17 protein-coding genes are annotated in these 18,105 nt (G+C 72.8%); 3 read left to right on the forward strand and 14 right to left on the reverse strand.

Annotated features, from left to right (window positions below; genetic code table 11):
- Positions 1-21: 21 nt before the first annotated feature.
- The 8 genes from AC068A_RS03005 to AC068A_RS03040 form a co-directional block, all read right to left on the reverse strand.
- Complete coding sequence (locus AC068A_RS03005; protein ID WP_478579846.1) at positions 22-819, reverse strand: ABC transporter permease; 798 nt, start codon at positions 817-819, stop codon at positions 22-24.
- Positions 806-1,678 (reverse strand): 2-aminoethylphosphonate ABC transporter permease subunit, encoded by an 873-nt coding sequence (locus tag AC068A_RS03010; protein WP_478579849.1) that lies wholly within the window; start codon positions 1,676-1,678, stop codon positions 806-808. The genes AC068A_RS03005 and AC068A_RS03010 overlap by 14 nt, the downstream gene beginning before the upstream one ends.
- Positions 1,671-2,750, reverse strand: a complete 1,080-nt coding sequence (locus tag AC068A_RS03015) for an ABC transporter ATP-binding protein (RefSeq protein WP_478579851.1) — start codon at positions 2,748-2,750, stop codon at positions 1,671-1,673. Before AC068A_RS03015 ends, AC068A_RS03010 begins: the two co-directional genes overlap by 8 nt.
- The gene (locus tag AC068A_RS03020) at positions 2,747-3,427 is read right to left on the reverse strand and encodes a phosphonatase-like hydrolase (protein WP_478579854.1); all 681 of its coding nucleotides are present in this window, start codon (positions 3,425-3,427) and stop codon (positions 2,747-2,749) included. The genes AC068A_RS03015 and AC068A_RS03020 overlap by 4 nt, the downstream gene beginning before the upstream one ends.
- A gap of 5 nt (positions 3,428-3,432) precedes the next feature.
- Complete coding sequence (locus AC068A_RS03025) at positions 3,433-4,554, reverse strand: TIGR03364 family FAD-dependent oxidoreductase (protein ID WP_478579856.1); 1,122 nt, start codon at positions 4,552-4,554, stop codon at positions 3,433-3,435.
- A 125-nt stretch (positions 4,555-4,679) separates the two neighbouring features.
- Positions 4,680-5,429, reverse strand: a complete 750-nt coding sequence (locus tag AC068A_RS03030) for a GntR family transcriptional regulator (protein ID WP_478579858.1) — start codon at positions 5,427-5,429, stop codon at positions 4,680-4,682.
- 43 nt (positions 5,430-5,472) lie between these two features.
- Entirely contained in the window at positions 5,473-6,213 is a 741-nt protein-coding gene (locus tag AC068A_RS03035; RefSeq protein WP_478579860.1) for a hypothetical protein, read from the reverse strand.
- Positions 6,214-7,002: 789 nt separating this feature from the next.
- The gene (locus tag AC068A_RS03040) at positions 7,003-8,181 is read right to left on the reverse strand and encodes an ROK family transcriptional regulator (protein ID WP_478580089.1); all 1,179 of its coding nucleotides are present in this window, start codon (positions 8,179-8,181) and stop codon (positions 7,003-7,005) included.
- A 182-nt stretch (positions 8,182-8,363) separates the two neighbouring features.
- Between AC068A_RS03040 and AC068A_RS03045 the strand changes: the two genes are divergently transcribed.
- The gene (locus tag AC068A_RS03045; RefSeq protein ID WP_478579862.1) at positions 8,364-9,563 is read left to right on the forward strand and encodes a Gfo/Idh/MocA family oxidoreductase; all 1,200 of its coding nucleotides are present in this window, start codon (positions 8,364-8,366) and stop codon (positions 9,561-9,563) included.
- Between the two features lie 168 nt (positions 9,564-9,731).
- Positions 9,732-10,934 (forward strand): ALF repeat-containing protein, encoded by a 1,203-nt coding sequence (locus AC068A_RS03050; protein ID WP_478579864.1) that lies wholly within the window; start codon positions 9,732-9,734, stop codon positions 10,932-10,934.
- Between the two features lie 226 nt (positions 10,935-11,160).
- Here the strand turns inward: AC068A_RS03050 and AC068A_RS03055 are convergent, their stop codons facing one another.
- The 4 genes from AC068A_RS03055 to AC068A_RS03070 form a co-directional block, all read right to left on the reverse strand.
- On the reverse strand, positions 11,161-12,018 hold the full coding sequence (locus AC068A_RS03055; protein WP_478579866.1) for a fumarylacetoacetate hydrolase family protein: 858 nt from the start codon (positions 12,016-12,018) through the stop codon (positions 11,161-11,163).
- 267 nt (positions 12,019-12,285) lie between these two features.
- Positions 12,286-12,999 (reverse strand): YidC/Oxa1 family membrane protein insertase, encoded by a 714-nt coding sequence (locus AC068A_RS03060; protein WP_478579869.1) that lies wholly within the window; start codon positions 12,997-12,999, stop codon positions 12,286-12,288.
- A 252-nt stretch (positions 13,000-13,251) separates the two neighbouring features.
- Positions 13,252-13,629 (reverse strand): DUF6412 domain-containing protein, encoded by a 378-nt coding sequence (locus AC068A_RS03065; RefSeq protein ID WP_478579872.1) that lies wholly within the window; start codon positions 13,627-13,629, stop codon positions 13,252-13,254.
- A 143-nt stretch (positions 13,630-13,772) separates the two neighbouring features.
- Complete coding sequence (locus AC068A_RS03070; protein WP_478580091.1) at positions 13,773-14,624, reverse strand: class E sortase; 852 nt, start codon at positions 14,622-14,624, stop codon at positions 13,773-13,775.
- Between the two features lie 68 nt (positions 14,625-14,692).
- Between AC068A_RS03070 and AC068A_RS03075 the strand changes: the two genes are divergently transcribed.
- Positions 14,693-15,700, forward strand: a complete 1,008-nt coding sequence (locus AC068A_RS03075) for a hypothetical protein (RefSeq protein WP_478579875.1) — start codon at positions 14,693-14,695, stop codon at positions 15,698-15,700.
- A gap of 79 nt (positions 15,701-15,779) precedes the next feature.
- On the opposite strand, the gene AC068A_RS03080 is transcribed toward AC068A_RS03075, so the two are convergent.
- A complete protein-coding gene (locus AC068A_RS03080; RefSeq protein WP_478579877.1) occupies positions 15,780-16,916 on the reverse strand; it encodes an MrcB family domain-containing protein in 1,137 nt (378 codons plus the stop codon).
- Positions 16,917-16,999: 83 nt separating this feature from the next.
- Entirely contained in the window at positions 17,000-18,034 is a 1,035-nt protein-coding gene (locus AC068A_RS03085) for a hypothetical protein (RefSeq protein ID WP_478579879.1), read from the reverse strand.
- Positions 18,035-18,105: the final 71 nt, after the last annotated feature.

Genomic DNA, 18,105 nt, shown 5'->3' on the forward strand with positions numbered 1-18,105 from the left:
TGCGGGGTGCAGGCGGCCCGGTCAGCGGTAGGCGGCCTTGGTGCGGATGCGGGAGACGGCCAGGAGGACCAGCAGGGTGGCGGCCATCAGGACCACGGCGACGGCGGAGCCGCTGAACAGGGAGCCGCGGTCGGTGGCGGCGAAGATCCGGATCGGGAGGGGTGTCCAGTCCGGCGGGTAGAGCATCATCGTGGCGCTCAACTCGCCCATGGAGAGGGCGAAGCAGAGTCCGGCGGCCGCCGTGAGGGACGGCAGCAGGAGGGGGAGCTTGACCCGCCACAGCACGTACCCGGGACGGGCGCCCAGGGAGGCGGCCGCCTGCTCGTACGCGGGGTCGAGACGGACGATCGCAGCCGAAACCGACTGGTGGGCGAACGCCGTGACAAGAATCGTGTGCGCCAGGACGACGATCGAGGACGTGCCGTTGAGCAGCACCGGCGGCCGGCTGAACGCGACGAGGACGGCGAGGCCGACGACCACCGACGGGACCGCGACCGGCAGCACGAACAGGGCGTCCAGGCACCGCTTCGCGCGCCGCTTCAGCCCGGCCGCGGCCAGCGCGGCCCAGGTCCCGACGGTCAGCGCGAGCAGGCTTGCGGCGAGCGCGGTGACGAGCGAGGTGGTCAGCGCCTGGAGGGACTCGCCGCGCACGGCGGCGGCGTAGTTCCCGGTGGTCGGGTCGGAGGGCAGGGCCCCGGACCAGTGGCTGGCGAAGGACGCGGCCACCACCACGAGCAGCGGCAGCGCGAAGACGGGCAGGAAGAGGAGGCCGAAGACGGCCCAGGCGGCCCAGCGGCCGGTCCGGCTATGCACCAGCACGCTTGCTCACCACCCGGTAGAGGCCGAACAGGCCGACGGAGATCGCGACGTTGACGACGGCCACCGCGCAGGCGGCCGGGTAGTCGGCTTCGAGGATCGCCTTGCCGTAGACGAGCATCGGCAGCGTGGTGACGTCCTTGGCCCCGGTGAACAGGACGATCCCGAACTCGTTGAGGCACATGACCAGGACCAGGCTGCCGCCGGCGGCGAGCGCCGGGAGGGCCTCGGGGAGGATCACCCGGCGGACGATCCGGGCGGGCCGCGCGCCGAGCGAGGAGGCCGCCTCCAGCTGTGCGGTGTCGAGTTGCGAGAAGGCGGCGAGCAGCGGGCGCACCACGAAGGGCGTGAAGTACGTGATCTCCGCGAGGAGTACGCCCCACGGGGTGGCGAGGAAGCGGAACGGCCCGTCGGCGACCCCGAACACATCGCTCCACAGGCCGTTGGCCAGCCCGGCCGACCCGTAGATGAAGAGCAGGGCCAGCGTGATCAGAAAGGACGGAAAGGAAAGGAAGACGTCGATGAACCTCGCGACGTGACGCGCCCCCGGGAACGGGACGAAGGCGATGACCAGGGCGAGGACGAACCCGAGCACCAGGCAGCCGACCGTGGCCCCGGCGGCCAGCCACACCGTGGTGCCGAGCGCCTCGCGGAAGGAGCGGGAGGCGAAGACGGACCCGTAGGCCGCGAAGGCCCCGCCGTTCTCGGGAGTGAAGGACTCCCGGACGACCAGCACGAGGGGATAGAGGAAGGCCAGCGCGAGCACGGCCACGGGCGGCAGCGCCCACAGCCCGCGCGGCAGCCGGCGGCGCCGGGCCTCAGCCGCAACGGGCGGCGCGGCGGACACGGCAGCCTCACCCATGGCCCACCCCCGCCGCCAGCAGCACCGCGTCCCGCGGCGCGAAGTGCAGGGTCACCCGGTCCCCCAGCGCCGGGGTCTCGCGCAGCTCGGGCAGGTCCGCGGTGACCCGGTGGCCGGCCACGTCCACGTACAGCCGGTGGGTCGAGCCCCGCCACTGCACCTCGGTGAGGGTGCCGGTCAGGGCATTGGCCCCGGCCCCGGACCCGGGGCCGGCGCCGGGGCCGGCGCCGAGCCCGAGCAGGTGCGGCCGTATGCACAGGGTCGCCTGCGCGCCCGGCACGGCCTGCCCGCGGTCCAGTTCCAGGGCCCGGCCCGCGAACACCGCCCCGGAGTCGGCGACCGTCACCGGGAGCAGGTTGGCGTTGCCGACGAAGGAGGCGGTGAACTCGGTGCGCGGGGACCGGTACAGCTCCTGCGGGGTGCCGCAGTCCTGGAGCCGGGCCCGGTCCATGACGGCGATGCGGTCGGCGAGGGTGAGGGCCTCGACCTGGTCGTGGGTGACGTACAGCATCGACACGCCGGGCAGTTCGCGGTGCAGGCGGGCCAGTTCGGCGAGCATCCCGGAGCGCAGCCGGGCGTCGAGCGCGGACAGCGGCTCGTCGAGCAGCAGCACCCCGGGCCGGATGGCGAGCGCCCGGGCGATGGCAACACGCTGCTGCTGCCCGCCCGACAGCTCGCGGGGGTGCCGCTTGGCGTACGCGGCCATCCCGGTCATCTCCAGGGCCTCGGCGACCCGGCCCGGGATCTCGGCCCGCGGGGTCTTCTGCGCCTTCAGCCCGAAGGCGACGTTCTCCTCGACCCGCAGGTGCGGGAAGAGCGCGTACTGCTGGACGACCATGCCGATGCCGCGCTTGTGCGGCGGCAGCGCGGTGACGTCCCGGCCGCCGATCAGGACCCGGCCGGACGCCGGGCGTACGAAGCCCGCAACGGTGCGCAGCGCCGTGGTCTTGCCCGAGCCGGAGGGGCCGAGCAGGGCCATGACCTCGCCCGGCTCCACGGTCAGGTCGAGCCGGTCCAAAACGGTGTTGCCGCCGTACGCGACACTGACCGACTCGAAACGGATACCGCTCACGCCCCGCCCCCCTCCAGCAGACCAGGCAGCTCGGCAACGGAACCGAGAACATTCGTGGCGCCGTTCTCCGTCAGCACGGCGCGGTCGTGGGTGCCGGTCAGCACACCGGCCACGATCCCGGCGCCGGCCCGGCGGCCGCTGAGCATGTCGTACGCGGTGTCGCCGGCGACCGCGATGTCCCGTACGTCGTCGACCGCGCCGGTCCGCAGGAACGCGGTCAGGACCATGTCGGGGCAGGGCCGTCCGCGGCCGCCCGCGTCGGCGGGGCACAGGGTGAGGTCGGCCAGCCCCTGCCAGCCGAGGGCGTCAAGGATGGCGTCCTGGGTGACGCGGGCGAACCCGGTGGTCAGAACAACGGTCCGGCCACCCGCACGCATCTTCTCGATCGCCTCGCGCGCACCGGGCAGCGGGGCGACGAGCCCGCCGTCGACGAGCTCGGCGTACGCCTCCTCGAACGCGGCGTTGGCCTGCCGTGCACGCTCTTGCGAACCGAACAGAGACCGGAACACCGAGATTTTCGACTCCCCCATGGTGTCGCGGACGTACCGGAGCTTGGCCTCGAAACCGGCGGAGCCGGGCTCCACGCCGAGGCGCTCGGCGGCGCGCCCGAAGGCCCGCTCGACGAGGCCGCCGTCAGCCACGGTGGTGCCGGCCATGTCCAGAACAACAAGATTCACGGTGGTCACCAGCCCATTTCGTCGGCGGTCGTCTCGGCAATGGCGGGCGAGCAGGTCATCCCGCGGCCGCCGGGCCCGGTCACGAGCCATACCCCGTCACGGACTTGCTCGCGGTGGATGACGCGGGAGGTGTCGGCGCACTGCGCGTACACGCCCGCCCAGCGGTGGCGGATCCTCGGCAGCGGGCGGCCCAGGAAGGCCTCGACCACCCCGGTGAGGTACTCGTACGGCTCCTCGACGGTGTCGAAGGCGAAGGGGTGCTCGTACTCGTGGGTGTCGCCGATGGTCAGGCCGCCGTCCCGGCGCTGGACCATCAGCAGCTGCATCTTGTGCGCGGCCGCCACCGGGTCCTGGGCCTGCGCCGCATTGAGCGCATCGAGAGCAGCGCTCCGATAGGCGGGGTAGTACCGAAAACTGTCGGCATCGGCGACGGACGTCGTCAGGGGCTCCCCCAGCGGATCGGTCTGCATCATCTGCAGCCGAACCCGCCGCACCGGCAGCTCGGGCGCCAACTCCCGCACCAGCCCGGACAGCCAGGCCCCGGTGGCCAGCACCACGGTGTCCGCCCGGTGCACATCCCCGTGATCATCGCGGACGCTCGCGCTCCCGATGACCTCGCGCACCTCCCGCCCCGGCAGCCAGGTGTACCGCCCGCTGCGCAGGAGCGCCTCACGCAGGTGCACCTGCGCGGTGCGCGGCTCGACGGCAGCGTCCCGCTCGCACCACAGGGCGGCTTCGAAGCTGCCGCGCAGCGCGGGGTTGATCTCCCGGGCCTCCCGGGCGGTGACCAGCCGGTAGCCGCGGGCGGCCGCATCCGACCGGGAGGCGGCCGCTTCGGCGACGGCGTACTCGGCCGCATTGCGGACCGGCGTCAGGGAGCCGTTGGCCCGGAAGCCCAGGCCGGGCACCCGCGCACCGATCTCCTTCCACAGCTCACGGGCCCGCAGGGCGGTGTCGAGCTCCTCGCCCCCGGCCCGCCCGCTGACCCAGATCTGGCCGAAATTGCGCAGTGACGCGCCACGGGCCTCGGCCTCCCGCTCGATGTGGACGACCTCGTGGCCGCGTTCGACTGCTTGCCAGGCGTGCATGGTTCCGACCACGCCGCCTCCGACGACTATGACTCTCACGCCGACCACGGTGGGTGCGGGGCATGGACCTCCGGGGTCCCGTCGAAGACGAAACGGTGAACAGGCCAAGACCTTTGGCCCAGACCCGTTACCTTCCCGTGATCACCCCCCAACCGTGGACGCTCCTAAGCGCGCAAATGAGTCGTAAAACTGAACCGGTCACCGCGATAGAGCGAACGCACCCGCTCCAACGGCCGCCCGTCCTGATCCCGCGAGAACCGGTGGATCAGCAGCATCGGCAGAGCGGGCGGGGTGCCGATCAGCAGCGCCTCGCGCGGCGTCGCGAGCACCGTCTCCAGCTTCTCGTCGGCGTCCCCGAAGACGATCCCGAGACGCTCGCGCAGATATCCGTAGAAGGACGAATCCGGCCGGAAGTCGCTGTCCAGCCGCGGCGCCCGGGCCACCCGGATATACGTGCTCTCCAGCCCCACCCGCTCGTCATCGGCGAGCAGGACGCGCTCCAGGTGCCAGACGGGCTCACCGGCCTCGGCGCCGATCCCGGGCGCCAGATCGGGCGGGCACGCAAACCGCTCCAGCCCGATCAGGTTACGGCCGGGCCGGCGGCCTTGGCGCCGTACGCCCTCGGTGTAACTCGCCAGCGACAGCGGCTGCTCCAGCTTGGGCCCGGCCACGACGGTGCCGCGGCCGGAACGCCGGATCCGCCCTTCGAGCAGCAGCTCGCGCAGGGCTTGGCGCACGGTCTCGCGGGACACCTCGTAGCGCTCGGCGAGATCGCGCTCGGTGGGCAGCAGCCCGCCTTCGCCGAGATCGTCGAGGAGCCCGGCGATCCGGGCCTTGACGGCGTAGTACTTGGGGATGCGGCCGTGCTCCGGAATACCGGAACGCACGGGCGAGCCAGGGCGGTGTTCTTCCACCCTCGGACTGTACGCAACCAAGGTGTCCCCGAACCCCACGCCGTCAAGGCACCGAGCCACCCGACCGCCGCAGCCGACGCCCGGCCAGCACCAGCCCGCCGCCCACGGCCACCACAGCGGCTGCCACCCCGGCCCCGTACGCCCGATCCCGGGGCCCGGTGTCCGCAAGAGACCCGGCCTCGGCGATGCCCTCCGCCACGGAGAACCGGTAGCCGCCGGCCTCGCCGACCCAGTCGCCGTCATCGGCCCGGCGCTGAACGAGCGCCGCGTCGACCACCACCTCCCCGGCCGGGGCATCGGGCGCGAACGCCAGATGCACCCGCACGGTCAGTGACCCGCCGCCCCCGACGGCAAAGCCCGGAAAGGCCGACCCCCCGTCGAACACGGCAATGATCTCGTCCCGATCACTCTGCTCCAGACTCACCGGGAACGTCCCGCCGGGCCCCTCGAACTCCATCCGCACGTGCTCCGGGCGCAGGGCGCGCGCCTCGTCCGTGAACACCACGACGGGATGGATGGCGGTGCACTCGCCGCGGGTGGTGTTCGTCAGGTCCAGGAACCAACTCTGCGACCCCCCGCCGGTCCGGTACACGGCCGGGCCGCCACGGATCCGGGCCCCGATGGGAAAGGCGCTGCTCTTGCCGTCGCCGCAGGTGGCCTGCGCCCGGGACGGCAGCGCGGGCGCGGGCCGGGCCCCACCGCCGGTGCCGATGTCGGCGCCCGCGGTCGGGGCGGCGACCGCAACCAGAACGGCGGAGAAGGCAAGGGTTCTGCGCAGTCGCATGGCGGACCTCCGCGTCGCTGCTCGCCGGACGGACTGACGATCGGACGAGGCGACAATCACCACGGCCTGCCCGCACCCTGCCACGCGCGCGCGACGCCCCCGCCACAGCCACGCCCGGCCACCCCCGCTTTCCGCCCGATCGGCCCAGCCCCGACAACCCGGCCAGGCCCAACGTCGACAGCGCGACGGCCGCGGGCCGTCGCGACGGCGGCGAGACGGCGGCGAGACGGCGAGACGGCGAGACGGCGCCCTGCTGGACCGGCGCTCCGCAGGGCCGCCGCACCGGCGGGCCGCCGCACCAACGAGCGGCCAGGCCACCGGACCGCCAGATCACCCGACCGTCACGCCGCCACCAAACCGCCAGACCACCCGACCACCGGCCGCCAACCGACGGGCCCACCACGCCACAGGCCAACGCCCGCAACGCCGAGCGGGCCCGCCCCCGTCAACGGCACCCAGCCCGCCGCATCTCCGACGGGAGCCGCATGCCCATCCGTCCCCCCTGGCCGTCCCTCCGGGGGTTCCCGGCTGTCTGTTGGCATTCCGGGGCGGGCCGGTCGGTCAAGGGTGGCCGAAGGCCATCGCGCAAGCGACGCGAGCGGAGTGAGCGCCCTTGAGGGACCGGCCCGCCCCGGAAGGACAATGGGCGGCCGGGAAGCCCCAGCCACCCGCGCACCCCCGACCAAGGGGATCCCGCCCCGTCACCCCCGACCGAAGGGGGGCCGCCCCGTCACCCCCGACCGAAGGGGGGCGCCGCCCCCTCACCCCGACCAAGGCGGGGCCGCCCCCTCACCCCCCACGCCCGAAGAACGGCCCCAGTGCCAGTTCCGCCGCCCCCTCCGCCACTCCGCCCGCGGCTACGCCGACCTCCGGCGCGATGCCGCCGAGGCTGCGGGCCTCCAGGACCCGGCGGACTCCCGCCGTGAACACCTCCGGGGCGGAATCCACCACGCGCCCCCCGAGCCACACCCGGTCCACGTCGAGCAAGGCCACCACGTTCGCCGCGCCCTCGCCCAGAATCCGGGCCGCCTCCGCCAGGTCCCCGCGCGTGACCGCCGCCAGGCACAGCACCTCCGCGCAGCCCCGACCGCCGCACCGGCAGGGCGGGCCGTCCAGGCTCAGCACCTGGTGCCCGAACTCCCCCGCCGCCGAACGCACCCCGCGGTACACCTCGCCGTCCAACCGCAGCCCCGCACCAAGGCCACTGCCCAGATGCAGGTACACAGAGGTCCCGAAATCAGCGAGTCCCTGCCCCTCGCCCTGCCCCTGCCCCTGCCCCTGCCCTCGCCCCGGCCCCGGACCAGACCCCGCGACCCCCGCGTTGGTGTCCTTGTCCACCACCACCGGCGGCGCGTCGGGCCCCAGCCCGTCCGCCACCGCCTGCCGCAGCGGGAACCCCTCCCACTCCGGATATCCGGTCACCCGTCCCATCACCCCGGCCCGCCAGTCGAGCGGCCCCGGCGCGGCAACCCCCACCCCGAGCAGCTGCGGCATTTCGGTCGCTGCACCGCCACCGCCCACGCCACCCACGCCCCCGGTGGCCACACCCCCGACCCGCCAGTCGAGCGGTCCCGACCCCCCGGCCAGTCGTCCCACCGCCCGTACGACGGCCTCCACCACCGCATCCGGACCGGCCCCGAAGTCCAGGGGGCCACTGCACCGGTCCACGACCCGGCCCGCCAGATCGACCCGTACAGCCCTCAGCTCGTCGCGGTCCGCGTGTACGCCGACGGCATGCCGGGCCTCCGCCACCAGCCGCAGCAGGGTCCGCGGCTTGCCGCCGGTGGACGCGCCCCGGCCGGCCTCCCCGACGAGCCCCTCCGCCCGCAGCCGCGCCGTGATCTTGCTGACGGCCTGCGGGGTGAGTCCCGTACGCGCGGCGAGGTCGGCACGCCCGAGGCCCCCGGCCCCGGCTCCGCGCAGCAAGGCCAGTACGAGGGCCTCGTTGTGCCCGCGCAACGCAGGCAGATTCACGCCACCGGCACCGACCCGACTCCCACGGCTTTCCCGGCTCCCGCCACGGCCATGCCCATGCCCATGCCCATGCCCATAGCCACACCCATCCCCGTCACGACCCCTGTTACCCCACTCCACCTGCCCATTGTCCACCGTCCTTGCACTTAAGCAACACTGTTGCCAAAGTAGCCCCCATGAACCCCACACCCCCCTCCCCCTCCCCTTCCCTCACCCCTTCCCTCACCCCTTCCCCCTCCCCCACCCACCCCCTCCGCGTAGCAGTAATCGGCTACGGCCTGGCCGGCTCCGTCTTCCACGCCCCCTTGGTCGCCGCCACCGACGGCCTCGTCCTCGACACCGTCGTCACCTCCGACCCCGGCCGCCAGGCCCAGGCACGCGAGGCCTACCCGGACGTCCGGATCGCCACGTCACCCCAGGACCTGTGGGGGGAATCCCCGGACCCCGCGACACAAGCGGCACCCGCGACATCCGCGGCACCCGCGACATCCGCGACACCCGCCACCCCCGTGGACCTCGTCGTCATCGCCTCCCCGAACAAGACCCACGTCCCCCTGGCCACTGCCGCCCTGAACGCCGGCATCCCGGTCGTCGTGGACAAGCCGCTCGCCGCGACCGCCGCCGAGGCCCGCGAGCTCGCCGAGCTCGCCGACCGGACCGGAACGTTCCTCTCCGTCTTCCAGAACCGCCGCTGGGACAACGACTTCCTCACCCTCCGCCGCCTCCTCTCCTCCGGCGAACTCGGCGAGATCCAGCGCTTCGAGTCCCGCTTCGAGCGGTGGCGCCCGCAGCTCAAGGGCGGCTGGCGCGAGTCCGGCGCCCCGGAGGAGATCGGCGGCCTGCTGTACGACCTCGGCAGCCACGTCGTGGACCAGGCACTCGTGCTCTTCGGCCCGGCCGTACGCGTGTATGCGGAGACCGACGTGCGCCGCCCGGGCGCCGAGACGGACGACGACACGTTCATCGCCGTCACGCACGCGAACGGCGTCCGCTCCCACCTCTACGTCAGCGCGACCACGGCCCAACTCGGCCCGCGCTTCCGCGTCCTCGGCTCCCGGGCCGGCTACGTGAAGTACGGCCTCGACCCGCAGGAGGCCGCGCTGCGCGAGGGGCACCGGCCGGGCGACGACGCCCCCTGGGGCGAGGAGCCCGAGCACATGTGGGGCCGCCTGGGCTCCGGCGAGTCCCCGCTGACCGGCGGCGGAACCCCCGTACCCACCCGGCCCGGCGACTACCCGGCGTACTACGCGGCAGTGGCGGCCGCACTGCGCAACGGGGGTCCGGCTCCCGTCACCGCACACGAGGCGGCGCAGTGCCTGGCGGTGCTGGAGGCTGCGCGCGTCTCGTCCCGGGACGGCGTCACCGTGGAACTCTGAGACTTTCGGCCCCTCTGAGACTCAAGTCCCTCACGGTCTCTGAGACTTGAGTCCCAAGCTCCGCGCGAGGCGGGTACGCGAGGCGGGTAATGGACGCGCCCGCCAACACAGACGATCTATCCTTCACAATCTGACGATCATCACACTTGTGAAGAATGGACCCGCCTCGTGAAGCTGCCCCGGATCGCGTCGGCCGTCGCCACGGCCGCGATCGCCCCGGCCGTCCTGCTGGCCTCGCCGGCTTTCGCCGCCGAAGCATCCGCTGCCGTGACGGTCCTCAAGCCGGCCTCTCCGACCGTCCCCGCCCAGGACCCGGTGAACAACGGGCAGCAGCAGGGCAAGCCGGGCGAGGACCCGCAGGCCGCCAAAGACCGGGCCGCCATCCAGGCGATCCTGGCGGACCCGGCGACCGGGCCGGGCGTACGCGAGGCCGCCGAGAAGGCGCTCAAGGGGACGGCCGAGGACATGCGGAAGTTCCTCGACGTCGAGTGGGCCAAGCAGCAGCTCGCGGACGACCGGGTGCTGGTCGCGCGGATCACCGAGGCCGGCGGCCCGGCCGTGCGGAAGGCCGGTGACGCCGCCATGGCCGTCGGCACGCGCGAGGCGATCACCGAGTTCCTGCGGAACGGACAGCACGTCGCCCGCTTCGAGGACGACAAGGCGGAGCTGGCGCGCATGCTCCCCGGCGCCGGCAAGGCGGTCACCGAGGCGGTGAACAAGCTGCTGAGCAGCGGGACGCGCGAGGAGGTGCGCGAGTTCGTCCAGAACGGCCAGCACAAGGCCCGCGCCGAGGACGACCGGGTCGCGCTGCTCGGCATGCTCAAGGACGCCGGACCGGGGCTGAAGGAGGGGATCGTCAAGCTCCTCGAGAAGAACCCGACCCCCGCCGAGCTGCGTACGTTCATGACGACGACGCAGCACGAGCTGCGGGACGACGACAACGCCGTCTTGATCTCGGCGCTGGTGAAGGGCGCCGGACCGGAGCTGAAGAAGGCCGCGCTCGCCGCCCTCAAGGGAACGCCCGCGGACCGCATCGAGTTCCTCAAGAACGGGCAGCACGTCGCCCGCGCCAAGGACAAGGCCGCCGGCAACCAGAGTGGCAAGGACGCCAAGGACGGGGGCACGGACGGCAGCGGCAAGGACGGCAGCGGCAAGGACTCCGCCACCAAGTCCGCCCCGGACACCGGCTCCGGAAACAGCTCCGGCAGCGGCGGCAACACGGCGACCCCGGCCGGCGGCTCCGGCCCGCTGGCCAGCACAGGTGCCAACGCGCAGCTGGCCGTGGCGGCGGGAGCGGGCGCGGCCGCGCTGGGCGCGGGCTCGGGCCTCCTCTACGCCGGACGCCGCCGCCGCGCGACGGCCAAGCGCTGAGCGCACGGCGTAGACGCAGCGGGGCAAGCGGCACACGCCTGCCCCGCTACAGCCGAGCCCGAAGCACCCCGGCCGAAGCACCCCGGCCGGAGCCCCGAACCCGAAACCCCAAGCCCGAACCGCTACCCCCACGCCCCACGCCCTGGACCGCACGCCCCAGGCCCTGTAACCCCACGCCCTGCACCGCACGCCCCACGCCGCACGCCCCACGCCTACGCGCTACGCGCTACGCACTCTTGAACACCTGCCGCTGCCGGCCCAGCCGCTCGATCTCCAGCTCCACGACATCGCCGGCCCGCAGATACGGCTTCGGCTCCGGCCGGCCCATGGCCACGCCGGCCGGCGTACCGGTGACGATGACGTCGCCCGGGTAGAGGGTCATGAACCAGCTCAGGTAACGCACGACCTCGCCGACCGGGAAAATCTGGTCGGCGGTGTTGCCGTCCTGCTTGAGCTCCCCGTTGACCCACAGCCTGACGTCCAGCACCTGCGGGTCCGGGATCTCGTCGGCGGTCACCAGCCACGGGCCGAGCGGGGTGAAGGTCTCGCAGTTCTTGCCCTTGTCCCAGGTGCCGCCGCGCTCGATCTGGAACTCCCGCTCCGAGACGTCGTTCACCAGCACGTACCCGCCCACATGGGCAAGCCCCTCCTCGGCGGAGGCCAGGTAGCGGGCCGTGCTGCCGATGACGACGCCGAGCTCGGCCTCCCAGTCCGTCTTCACGCTGCCGCGCGGGATCAGGACGGTGTCATCCGGCCCGACCACGGTGTCCGCGGCCTTGAGGAACAGGATCGGCTCGGCGGGCGGTTCGGCACCGATCTCGGCGGCGTGCCCGAAGTAGTTCAGCCCGATGCCCACGATCTTGCCGATACGGCCGACCGGCGCGCCGATCCGCAGCCCGTCCGCCTCCAGGACCGGGAGCTCCCCGGACGCCGCCGCCTCCCGTACCCGGGACAGCACGGAGTCGTCGGCGAGCAGGCCTCCGTCCACATCCGTGATCAGGACGGAAAGGTCGCGCAGCGACCCGTTCTGGTCCAGCAGTGCGGGGCGCTCCGCCCCGACCGGTCCGACACGCAGCAGCTTCATGGGCATTCTCCCGTGGTCGAGGCTGGTCGGCCCATGGGCGTGCCACCGGGCCGGACGATGGGGTGCGGCCATCGGAGGATTGGCTGATCCTCCAAGACCCTCGATCAATCCGCAAGACCCTGTTCACGGACTGGAACGCCGACGCCGGGACGCCCGACGAGGCCCGGGACACCCGACGAGGCCCGGGACACCCGACGAGGCCCGGGACACCCGACGACGCCGGGGACGCCGGGGACGCCGGGGACGTCGGCAACGCCCAGCGAAGACCTAAGCCCCACCCACCACCTCCAGCCGCTCCTTGCGGTACTGGAGCCACGCCCGCTCGGCGACGGACCAGGCAGTGGTGGTCGCCAGGTACAGCCCGGCGGCCAGCGGCACGATGGCGGCCGTGATCAGCGTTCCGAACGACAGCAGCGGCAGTACACCGCCCACCCGCCGCAGCATCTCCTGCTGCTCGGCACTCAGCTCGGCCCTTCCCGGGCCCGAGGCCGACGCCCTGCGACCAGAACCGGAACCTGACCCGGACCCGGAACCGGACCTGAACCCGGATCCGGATCCGGAAGCAGCTGCGACCCCAACCAGGGCAGCGGTCCGCCGCCCCCGCACCGCACTCCACGCGGCAACCACCGCAATGACCGCGAACAGCGCAAGAAACACCAGCCCCTGCGCCCCGAACACGCCCCCGGCCCCGAGCGCATCGCCCCACCGGGCACTCAGCGGAGCCGCGAGCAGCCGGTGGTCCAGCAGCTCACCGGACGAGGTGAAGGCCTGGTACATCAGGAAGAACACCGGCAACTGCAGCAGCACCGGCAGGCACCCGGCCGCCGGTGTGGCGCCCTTGAAGGCAGCCCGGTTCAGCGGGTGCAGGGCAAGCCGTACGAGGACGGTGAACAGCACGATCGCGGCAGCGGTCGCGGACTCGGCCAGCGCCGGCTCCAGGAGCCGGCCCAGCTCGACAACAAGATCAGTGAAAACGGACACGCGGGCCCTCCGAGGGGTCTCGTCGAACGTCGAAAGACAGACATGCATTTCGGCGCGACGACCCACGAGGGACGCACAACAAAGCCCAAGCCCAAACCCAAGGCAAGCCCAAGGCAAGCCCGAGGAGGCCCAAAGGCAAGCCCGAGGGAAGCCCAAGGCAAGCCCGAGGAGGCCCAAAGGGAAGCCCAAGGCAAGCCCGACAGGGCAGGGCAAAGCAGAAGGCGAAACAGAAGGCAGCGACGCTGCGCGCCCCTACGCGGCCGTCAGGGCAAGACGGCCGGGTGCCCTGGGGCGTGACCGGCCGGAGGCATCGGGATCACGCTGTGGCAGGAACGCCGTGCGCTGCTCGCGGTCACGGATCGCGGTGCGTATGCGGTGCGGCGGCACAGGCCGTACGAGGCGCGCCACCAGGGCTGCGGCCCCTACGGTGACGGCGGCGGCTGTGGCCGCGAGGGCGACCATGACGGCACCCGGCCCGCTCTCCCCGGCGAACAGCCAGAGGGCTCCTGCGAGCAGCCAGAGGGCTCCCGCGAGCAGCAGCAGCGGCGCCAGCCGCGAACCTGCGGCACCGATCAGGGAGCCGGCCCGGGAAGACACCCGGCGCTTGTCGCTGCTGCCCTGCCCTTCCATGATCCCGCCCCCTCTCCGCATCCCACTCCGCGCGGCCGCACACACCGGCGGCCCACCCCCGATACTAACCACCCCCACCGACACCCAACCGACAACCCCCTGCCCACGGGGCCACTTAACCGGCCGGCGCCGAACGTCCCCCGTCACCGCACGAGCGTCCCCCACACCACGAGCCGGTACTTGGACGAGTACTCCGGCGTGCACGTGGTGAGCGTGATGTACGCGCCGGGCTCGCTGAACCCGTACTCCGGCCGGACCGTGCTCCGCGGTACCGGCGCGATCACCCCGACGTCGCGCTCGCTCGTCTCGGCCAGCGTCTTGCGCACGACGTACGCAAACCTACGCCCCCGCACCTCGACGATCAGCTCGTCCCCGGCCCGCAGGCGGTTGATGTACCGGAACGGCTCGCCGTGGGTGTTGCGGTGCCCGGCCAGTGCGAAGTTGCCCTCCGCGCCGGGCTGGGCGGTCCCGGGGTAGTGGCCGGCGTACCCCTTGTCGAGCACGGACCGCTTGTCGACCCCCTGGGCGACGGGCACGACAACGCCGAGCCGCGGAATCCGCAGCACCCCGTACGCGGCGGAACGCCCCGGCTCAGCACCGGAACCCCCCGCAGACGACACCCCCGACCCAGCAGAAGCCCCACCATCCCCAGAAGGCAACGCCGATGGCGAAGGCAACGCCGACACCGAACCGGAACCCGAACCAGACCCCGAACCGGAACCGACCCCCGAACCCGCAAGAGCAGGCGGCCCCCCAGACGAGCCGGAATCACCACCCCCCGCCCCGACCGCCCCGCCCGCCCACCCCTTCTCCAATGCCGCAACCTGCCGCTCCGCGGCGGCAGCCGCCAGCTGGTTGGTCCACCACACCTGGTGCACGACCAGCAGCAACACCACCACGCCCACCGTCACGGCCAGTTCGGCCGCCACCCACAGCAGACCCCGCAACCGCGCCCGCCAGGCGCCCGCTCCGCGACCGTGCACCACCACACGCATGTGATCCCGCACGGGGCGCACCTTAAGACCTCCCCCGCCAACAGACCAGCGGCAGTACGGTGTGAACCATGCGCCCCGACACGCCTGCCGAGCACATCGCCGAAGCCGAGCGCCTGATCCGCACGGCGACCCGCTACCCCGAGGACCAGGAGCCGCTGCTGCTCCAGGCCGCGGCCCACCTCGAACTGGCCGACGCACGAGAGCGGGCGAGCGCGCTCTACGACCAACTCCTGGCCGGCAAACCCGCCAACGTCCACCTGGTCAAGGCGCTTCAGGCCGCGAACCTGTGGGAGTACGGGCACGAGCCCGAAGCCCGCGCCCTCATCCAGGGCATCCGCGCCGCGGCCCCCTCCGACCCGGCGCCCTGGGAGGTCATCGCGGAGGCCCTGGAGGCGCACGACGAGCTGGCCGACTCGGAGGAGTGCTTCACCCAGGCGGCCGCCCTCCTCATCTCGGACGCCGCCCCGCTGACCCCGGCCACCACGGCCCTCCTGACGGGCCGCCACCGCGTACGCCGCCTGCTCGGGCTGCCGCACGACGACTGGGACATGGTCGCCGACACCCGCCACGCCGGGCCGATCCCGCTGGACGAGCTGCACGACCCGAAGCGCATCTGGGCCCTGGGCTCCGACGACCCGGCCGAGCTCCGCGCCGAGATCGCCCGCCTGCGCGCGGAGCTGGGCGACCGCCGCGCCGCCCTGTCCCGGCCCTTCCCGGTGGCGATCCTGCACTGGCCGCAGCGGGAGCTGGCCGAGCTCCTGACCAGCTACCCGACCCTGGCGGCGGAATACCCGTCGCACGAGGCGCACCTGGCACAGATCGAGGCGTCCCTGCGCACCCTGGCCGCCTCGGGCACGACGAACCTCGGCATCGTCACGGCCAGCGTCCCCTCGTACGAGGCCTTCGCGGCATCGGAGAAGACCTCCCCGGCCTCCCCGTCCCTCCTCCCGGAGTACGCGACGACCCTGGCCGCCCGAGGCAAGGCCACCCCCTGGCCCCCGTCCCCGCACGCCCCCTGCTGGTGCACCTCAACCAAGCCCTACGCCGAATGCCACGGCCGACCCCCCACGGCGTAACCGGCGCAGTCGACGCGATCGGCGCAGTAGGCGCACGGCGCAATCGACACAATCGGCGCGATCGGCGCAGTCGGAGCGATCAGTCGACCATGCCCCAGACGGCGGCGGTAGGCGTCCCAGCCCAACCGTCGCCGGTCTGCCATATAGCGGCGATGCCCTGGTCTTCCAGGTAGGGCCCATACGCACCGATGTCCTCGGAGAACAGAGCGATCAGGTGTGGGGCGGCGAGTTGCTTCTCCCGGTAGAGGAAGTAGCTGTACTCGCGGAGTTGTCCGACGGCTTCTCGCACGGCGGCCGTTGCGTCTCCGTTCCGCACGACCTTGACCTCGACGAGCCACTCCGGATCACCGGGAGACACCACATCGTTCTGCCGGAGGATCAAGTCCTTCGGGTGGACGTGCAGGTTCGTCGGCTCGTAGCTCCGCGTCTCGATATAGGCGCCGAAATCCCTGATCAGCTCCTCATGCTTCTGGCTCTTCACCTGCTGCCGTGCAGCGATGTTCGCGATGTACCCGCTACTGTCCCGCGGCTTGAACCCCGAGGCAAAGGGCCTGGGCATGGATGAGGATGAGGCGGCGGCCTTCCGGCGCTTCTGATCCGACAGCCCGGCCGGCGCGTGATCGTCATCGTCCGCGGCCCTGCGCCAAGCGGCGTCCGCTGCGGCGGCTCGCTGAAGGATGTTGGTAGCCACCCGCAGATCCTCTTGCAGTTGCTCCTCCGCGGGCATGGCATCGACCTCATACCGCCGCGCCGCCACACTCGCCGCCTCATACGCCTCGGGACGCTTCCCACGGCCCAGCACAGGACGGTGCCCCCACTGCCGGGCCAGGTTGGGCGGGAGGGAACCGTGGAGCCGTGCGGAGCGATGCTCCAGCTGCGCCAGGATGGCCCGTTGCTCTTTGATCTTGTCGCTGAGGTCGGTCACACCTTGCTGAACGGTGAGGGTCACCGACCTCAGGTCCGTGCCGAAGATGTAGGCGAGGTACAGGCCCTTCTTGGGGTCCGTGTTGATTTCGGGGTCGAAGAGCCCGATCCATGGCGCGCTCGCCGCGCTCCCGTTGCCGCCGTACCCGGCAACGACCAACGTGCCCAGCAAACCGAGATCGCTGCGACCGGCCACACTGCGCAGGACCTGCTGGCCGGGCACCCCCTTACCCGTACCGGCCTTCTGGTCGTAAGTCCCTGCAACCTCAAGAAGCAAATCCCGCATCGTCATGGCACGAAGCTACGCACAAGCCAAAGCGAGTCAATCCCATTCGATCAGATTTCAATCAGCTTGCGCCCGCGCCAACTGCCCCGCTACGGCCGCACTATCACCCTCTCGCACTCTCGCACTCTCGCCCTCTGAGGGAACAACGCCAGCTGTTGGTGGCCGCGGGCTGTGGCTGTGGGTGGGGTGGGGCGGGTGGCGGCCAGGGTCAGGAGGGCGCGGAGGGCCTTGGTGACCTCGTGCGGGGTGTCGCGGATCATCGACGGAGTCGCGCTGACCACCAGGATTCCGTGGGCCTCCAGGCGGAGTCGGCGGCGGAGGGTGGCCTGCCAGGCGTCGCGGGTGTAGTGGTACTCGGCCGAGTCGATCTCCAGGGCCACGCCCTCGTCCGGCCAGTACGCGTCCGGGCTGGCCAGGAAGGTGCCGTCCGGGGTGTGGAGGCGGGCGTTCCACAGCGGGGTCGGGAGGTCCGTCGCGGTGAGGGCGTCGCGGGCCCGGGCTTCCGCCGGGGAGCGGACCCCGGCCAGGAGTTCCGCGGCCGCGGCGCGGATCGCGGGGCGGCGCAGGAGGCGGGCGGTGCGGAGTTCGGCGTACAGGTCCTGTGGGTGGCACCAGCCGGACTGGACGACGTGGGCCAGGATCGCGCGGGCCCGGTCGGGGTCGGTTGCGCGGGAGGCGAAGTCGGCCGCCGCCCGGACCGGGCGGGTGGAGGGGATGCCCGCCACGGTGATCGTCTGCGGCCAGCGGGCGGTCGGTACGGGCCGTACCTCGGCGGTGGCGGCCGGCCGGCGCGGGGCGCGGACCAGGACGTCGGCCGGGGTCCACGGGGCGTCGCGGATGCCGAGCAGGGCCAGGGCGGCGCCGCCGGTGAGGACGGCCGTGGCGCCGGACAGCGGGTCCGCGGCGGGCTCGGCGGCGTACAGGACGGCGGCGAGAGCGCGCTGGCGGTGGTCCGGGGGGCCGGTCTGCAGGAGGTACACGCGCGGCAGTAACCGCTGCCAGGGGCCGCCGGGGCGGGTGCGGGAAGTGACGGTGCCGTCCGGGATGCCGGATACGGTGAGCTGGTGGCGGGTGGCGAGGTTGAGTTGCCTGCGGAACTGGGGCGGGTGGTTCGGTGTGATCATGCGGGCGGTATGCCCGCTCGCGGGCAACCGGACTCCTGCGCCGACCCTGCCTTGCCCAGCCCGGCCCGGAC

Source organism: Streptomyces sp. NPDC043854 (assembly GCF_056436005.1).

Coding starts and splice junctions, on each gene's coding strand:
- AC068A_RS03010 (WP_478579849.1), bottom strand. CDS start 1,678: ATGGGTGAGGCTGCCGTGTCCGCCGCGCCGCCCGTTGCGGCTGAGGCC.
- AC068A_RS03070 (WP_478580091.1), bottom strand. CDS start 14,624: ATGCGTGTGGTGGTGCACGGTCGCGGAGCGGGCGCCTGGCGGGCGCGG.
- AC068A_RS03035 (WP_478579860.1), bottom strand. CDS start 6,213: ATGCGACTGCGCAGAACCCTTGCCTTCTCCGCCGTTCTGGTTGCGGTC.
- AC068A_RS03085 (WP_478579879.1), bottom strand. CDS start 18,034: ATGATCACACCGAACCACCCGCCCCAGTTCCGCAGGCAACTCAACCTC.
- AC068A_RS03075 (WP_478579875.1), top strand. CDS start 14,693: ATGCGCCCCGACACGCCTGCCGAGCACATCGCCGAAGCCGAGCGCCTG.
- AC068A_RS03055 (WP_478579866.1), bottom strand. CDS start 12,018: ATGAAGCTGCTGCGTGTCGGACCGGTCGGGGCGGAGCGCCCCGCACTG.
- AC068A_RS03065 (WP_478579872.1), bottom strand. CDS start 13,629: ATGGAAGGGCAGGGCAGCAGCGACAAGCGCCGGGTGTCTTCCCGGGCC.
- AC068A_RS03080 (WP_478579877.1), bottom strand. CDS start 16,916: ATGACGATGCGGGATTTGCTTCTTGAGGTTGCAGGGACTTACGACCAG.
- AC068A_RS03045 (WP_478579862.1), top strand. CDS start 8,364: ATGAACCCCACACCCCCCTCCCCCTCCCCTTCCCTCACCCCTTCCCTC.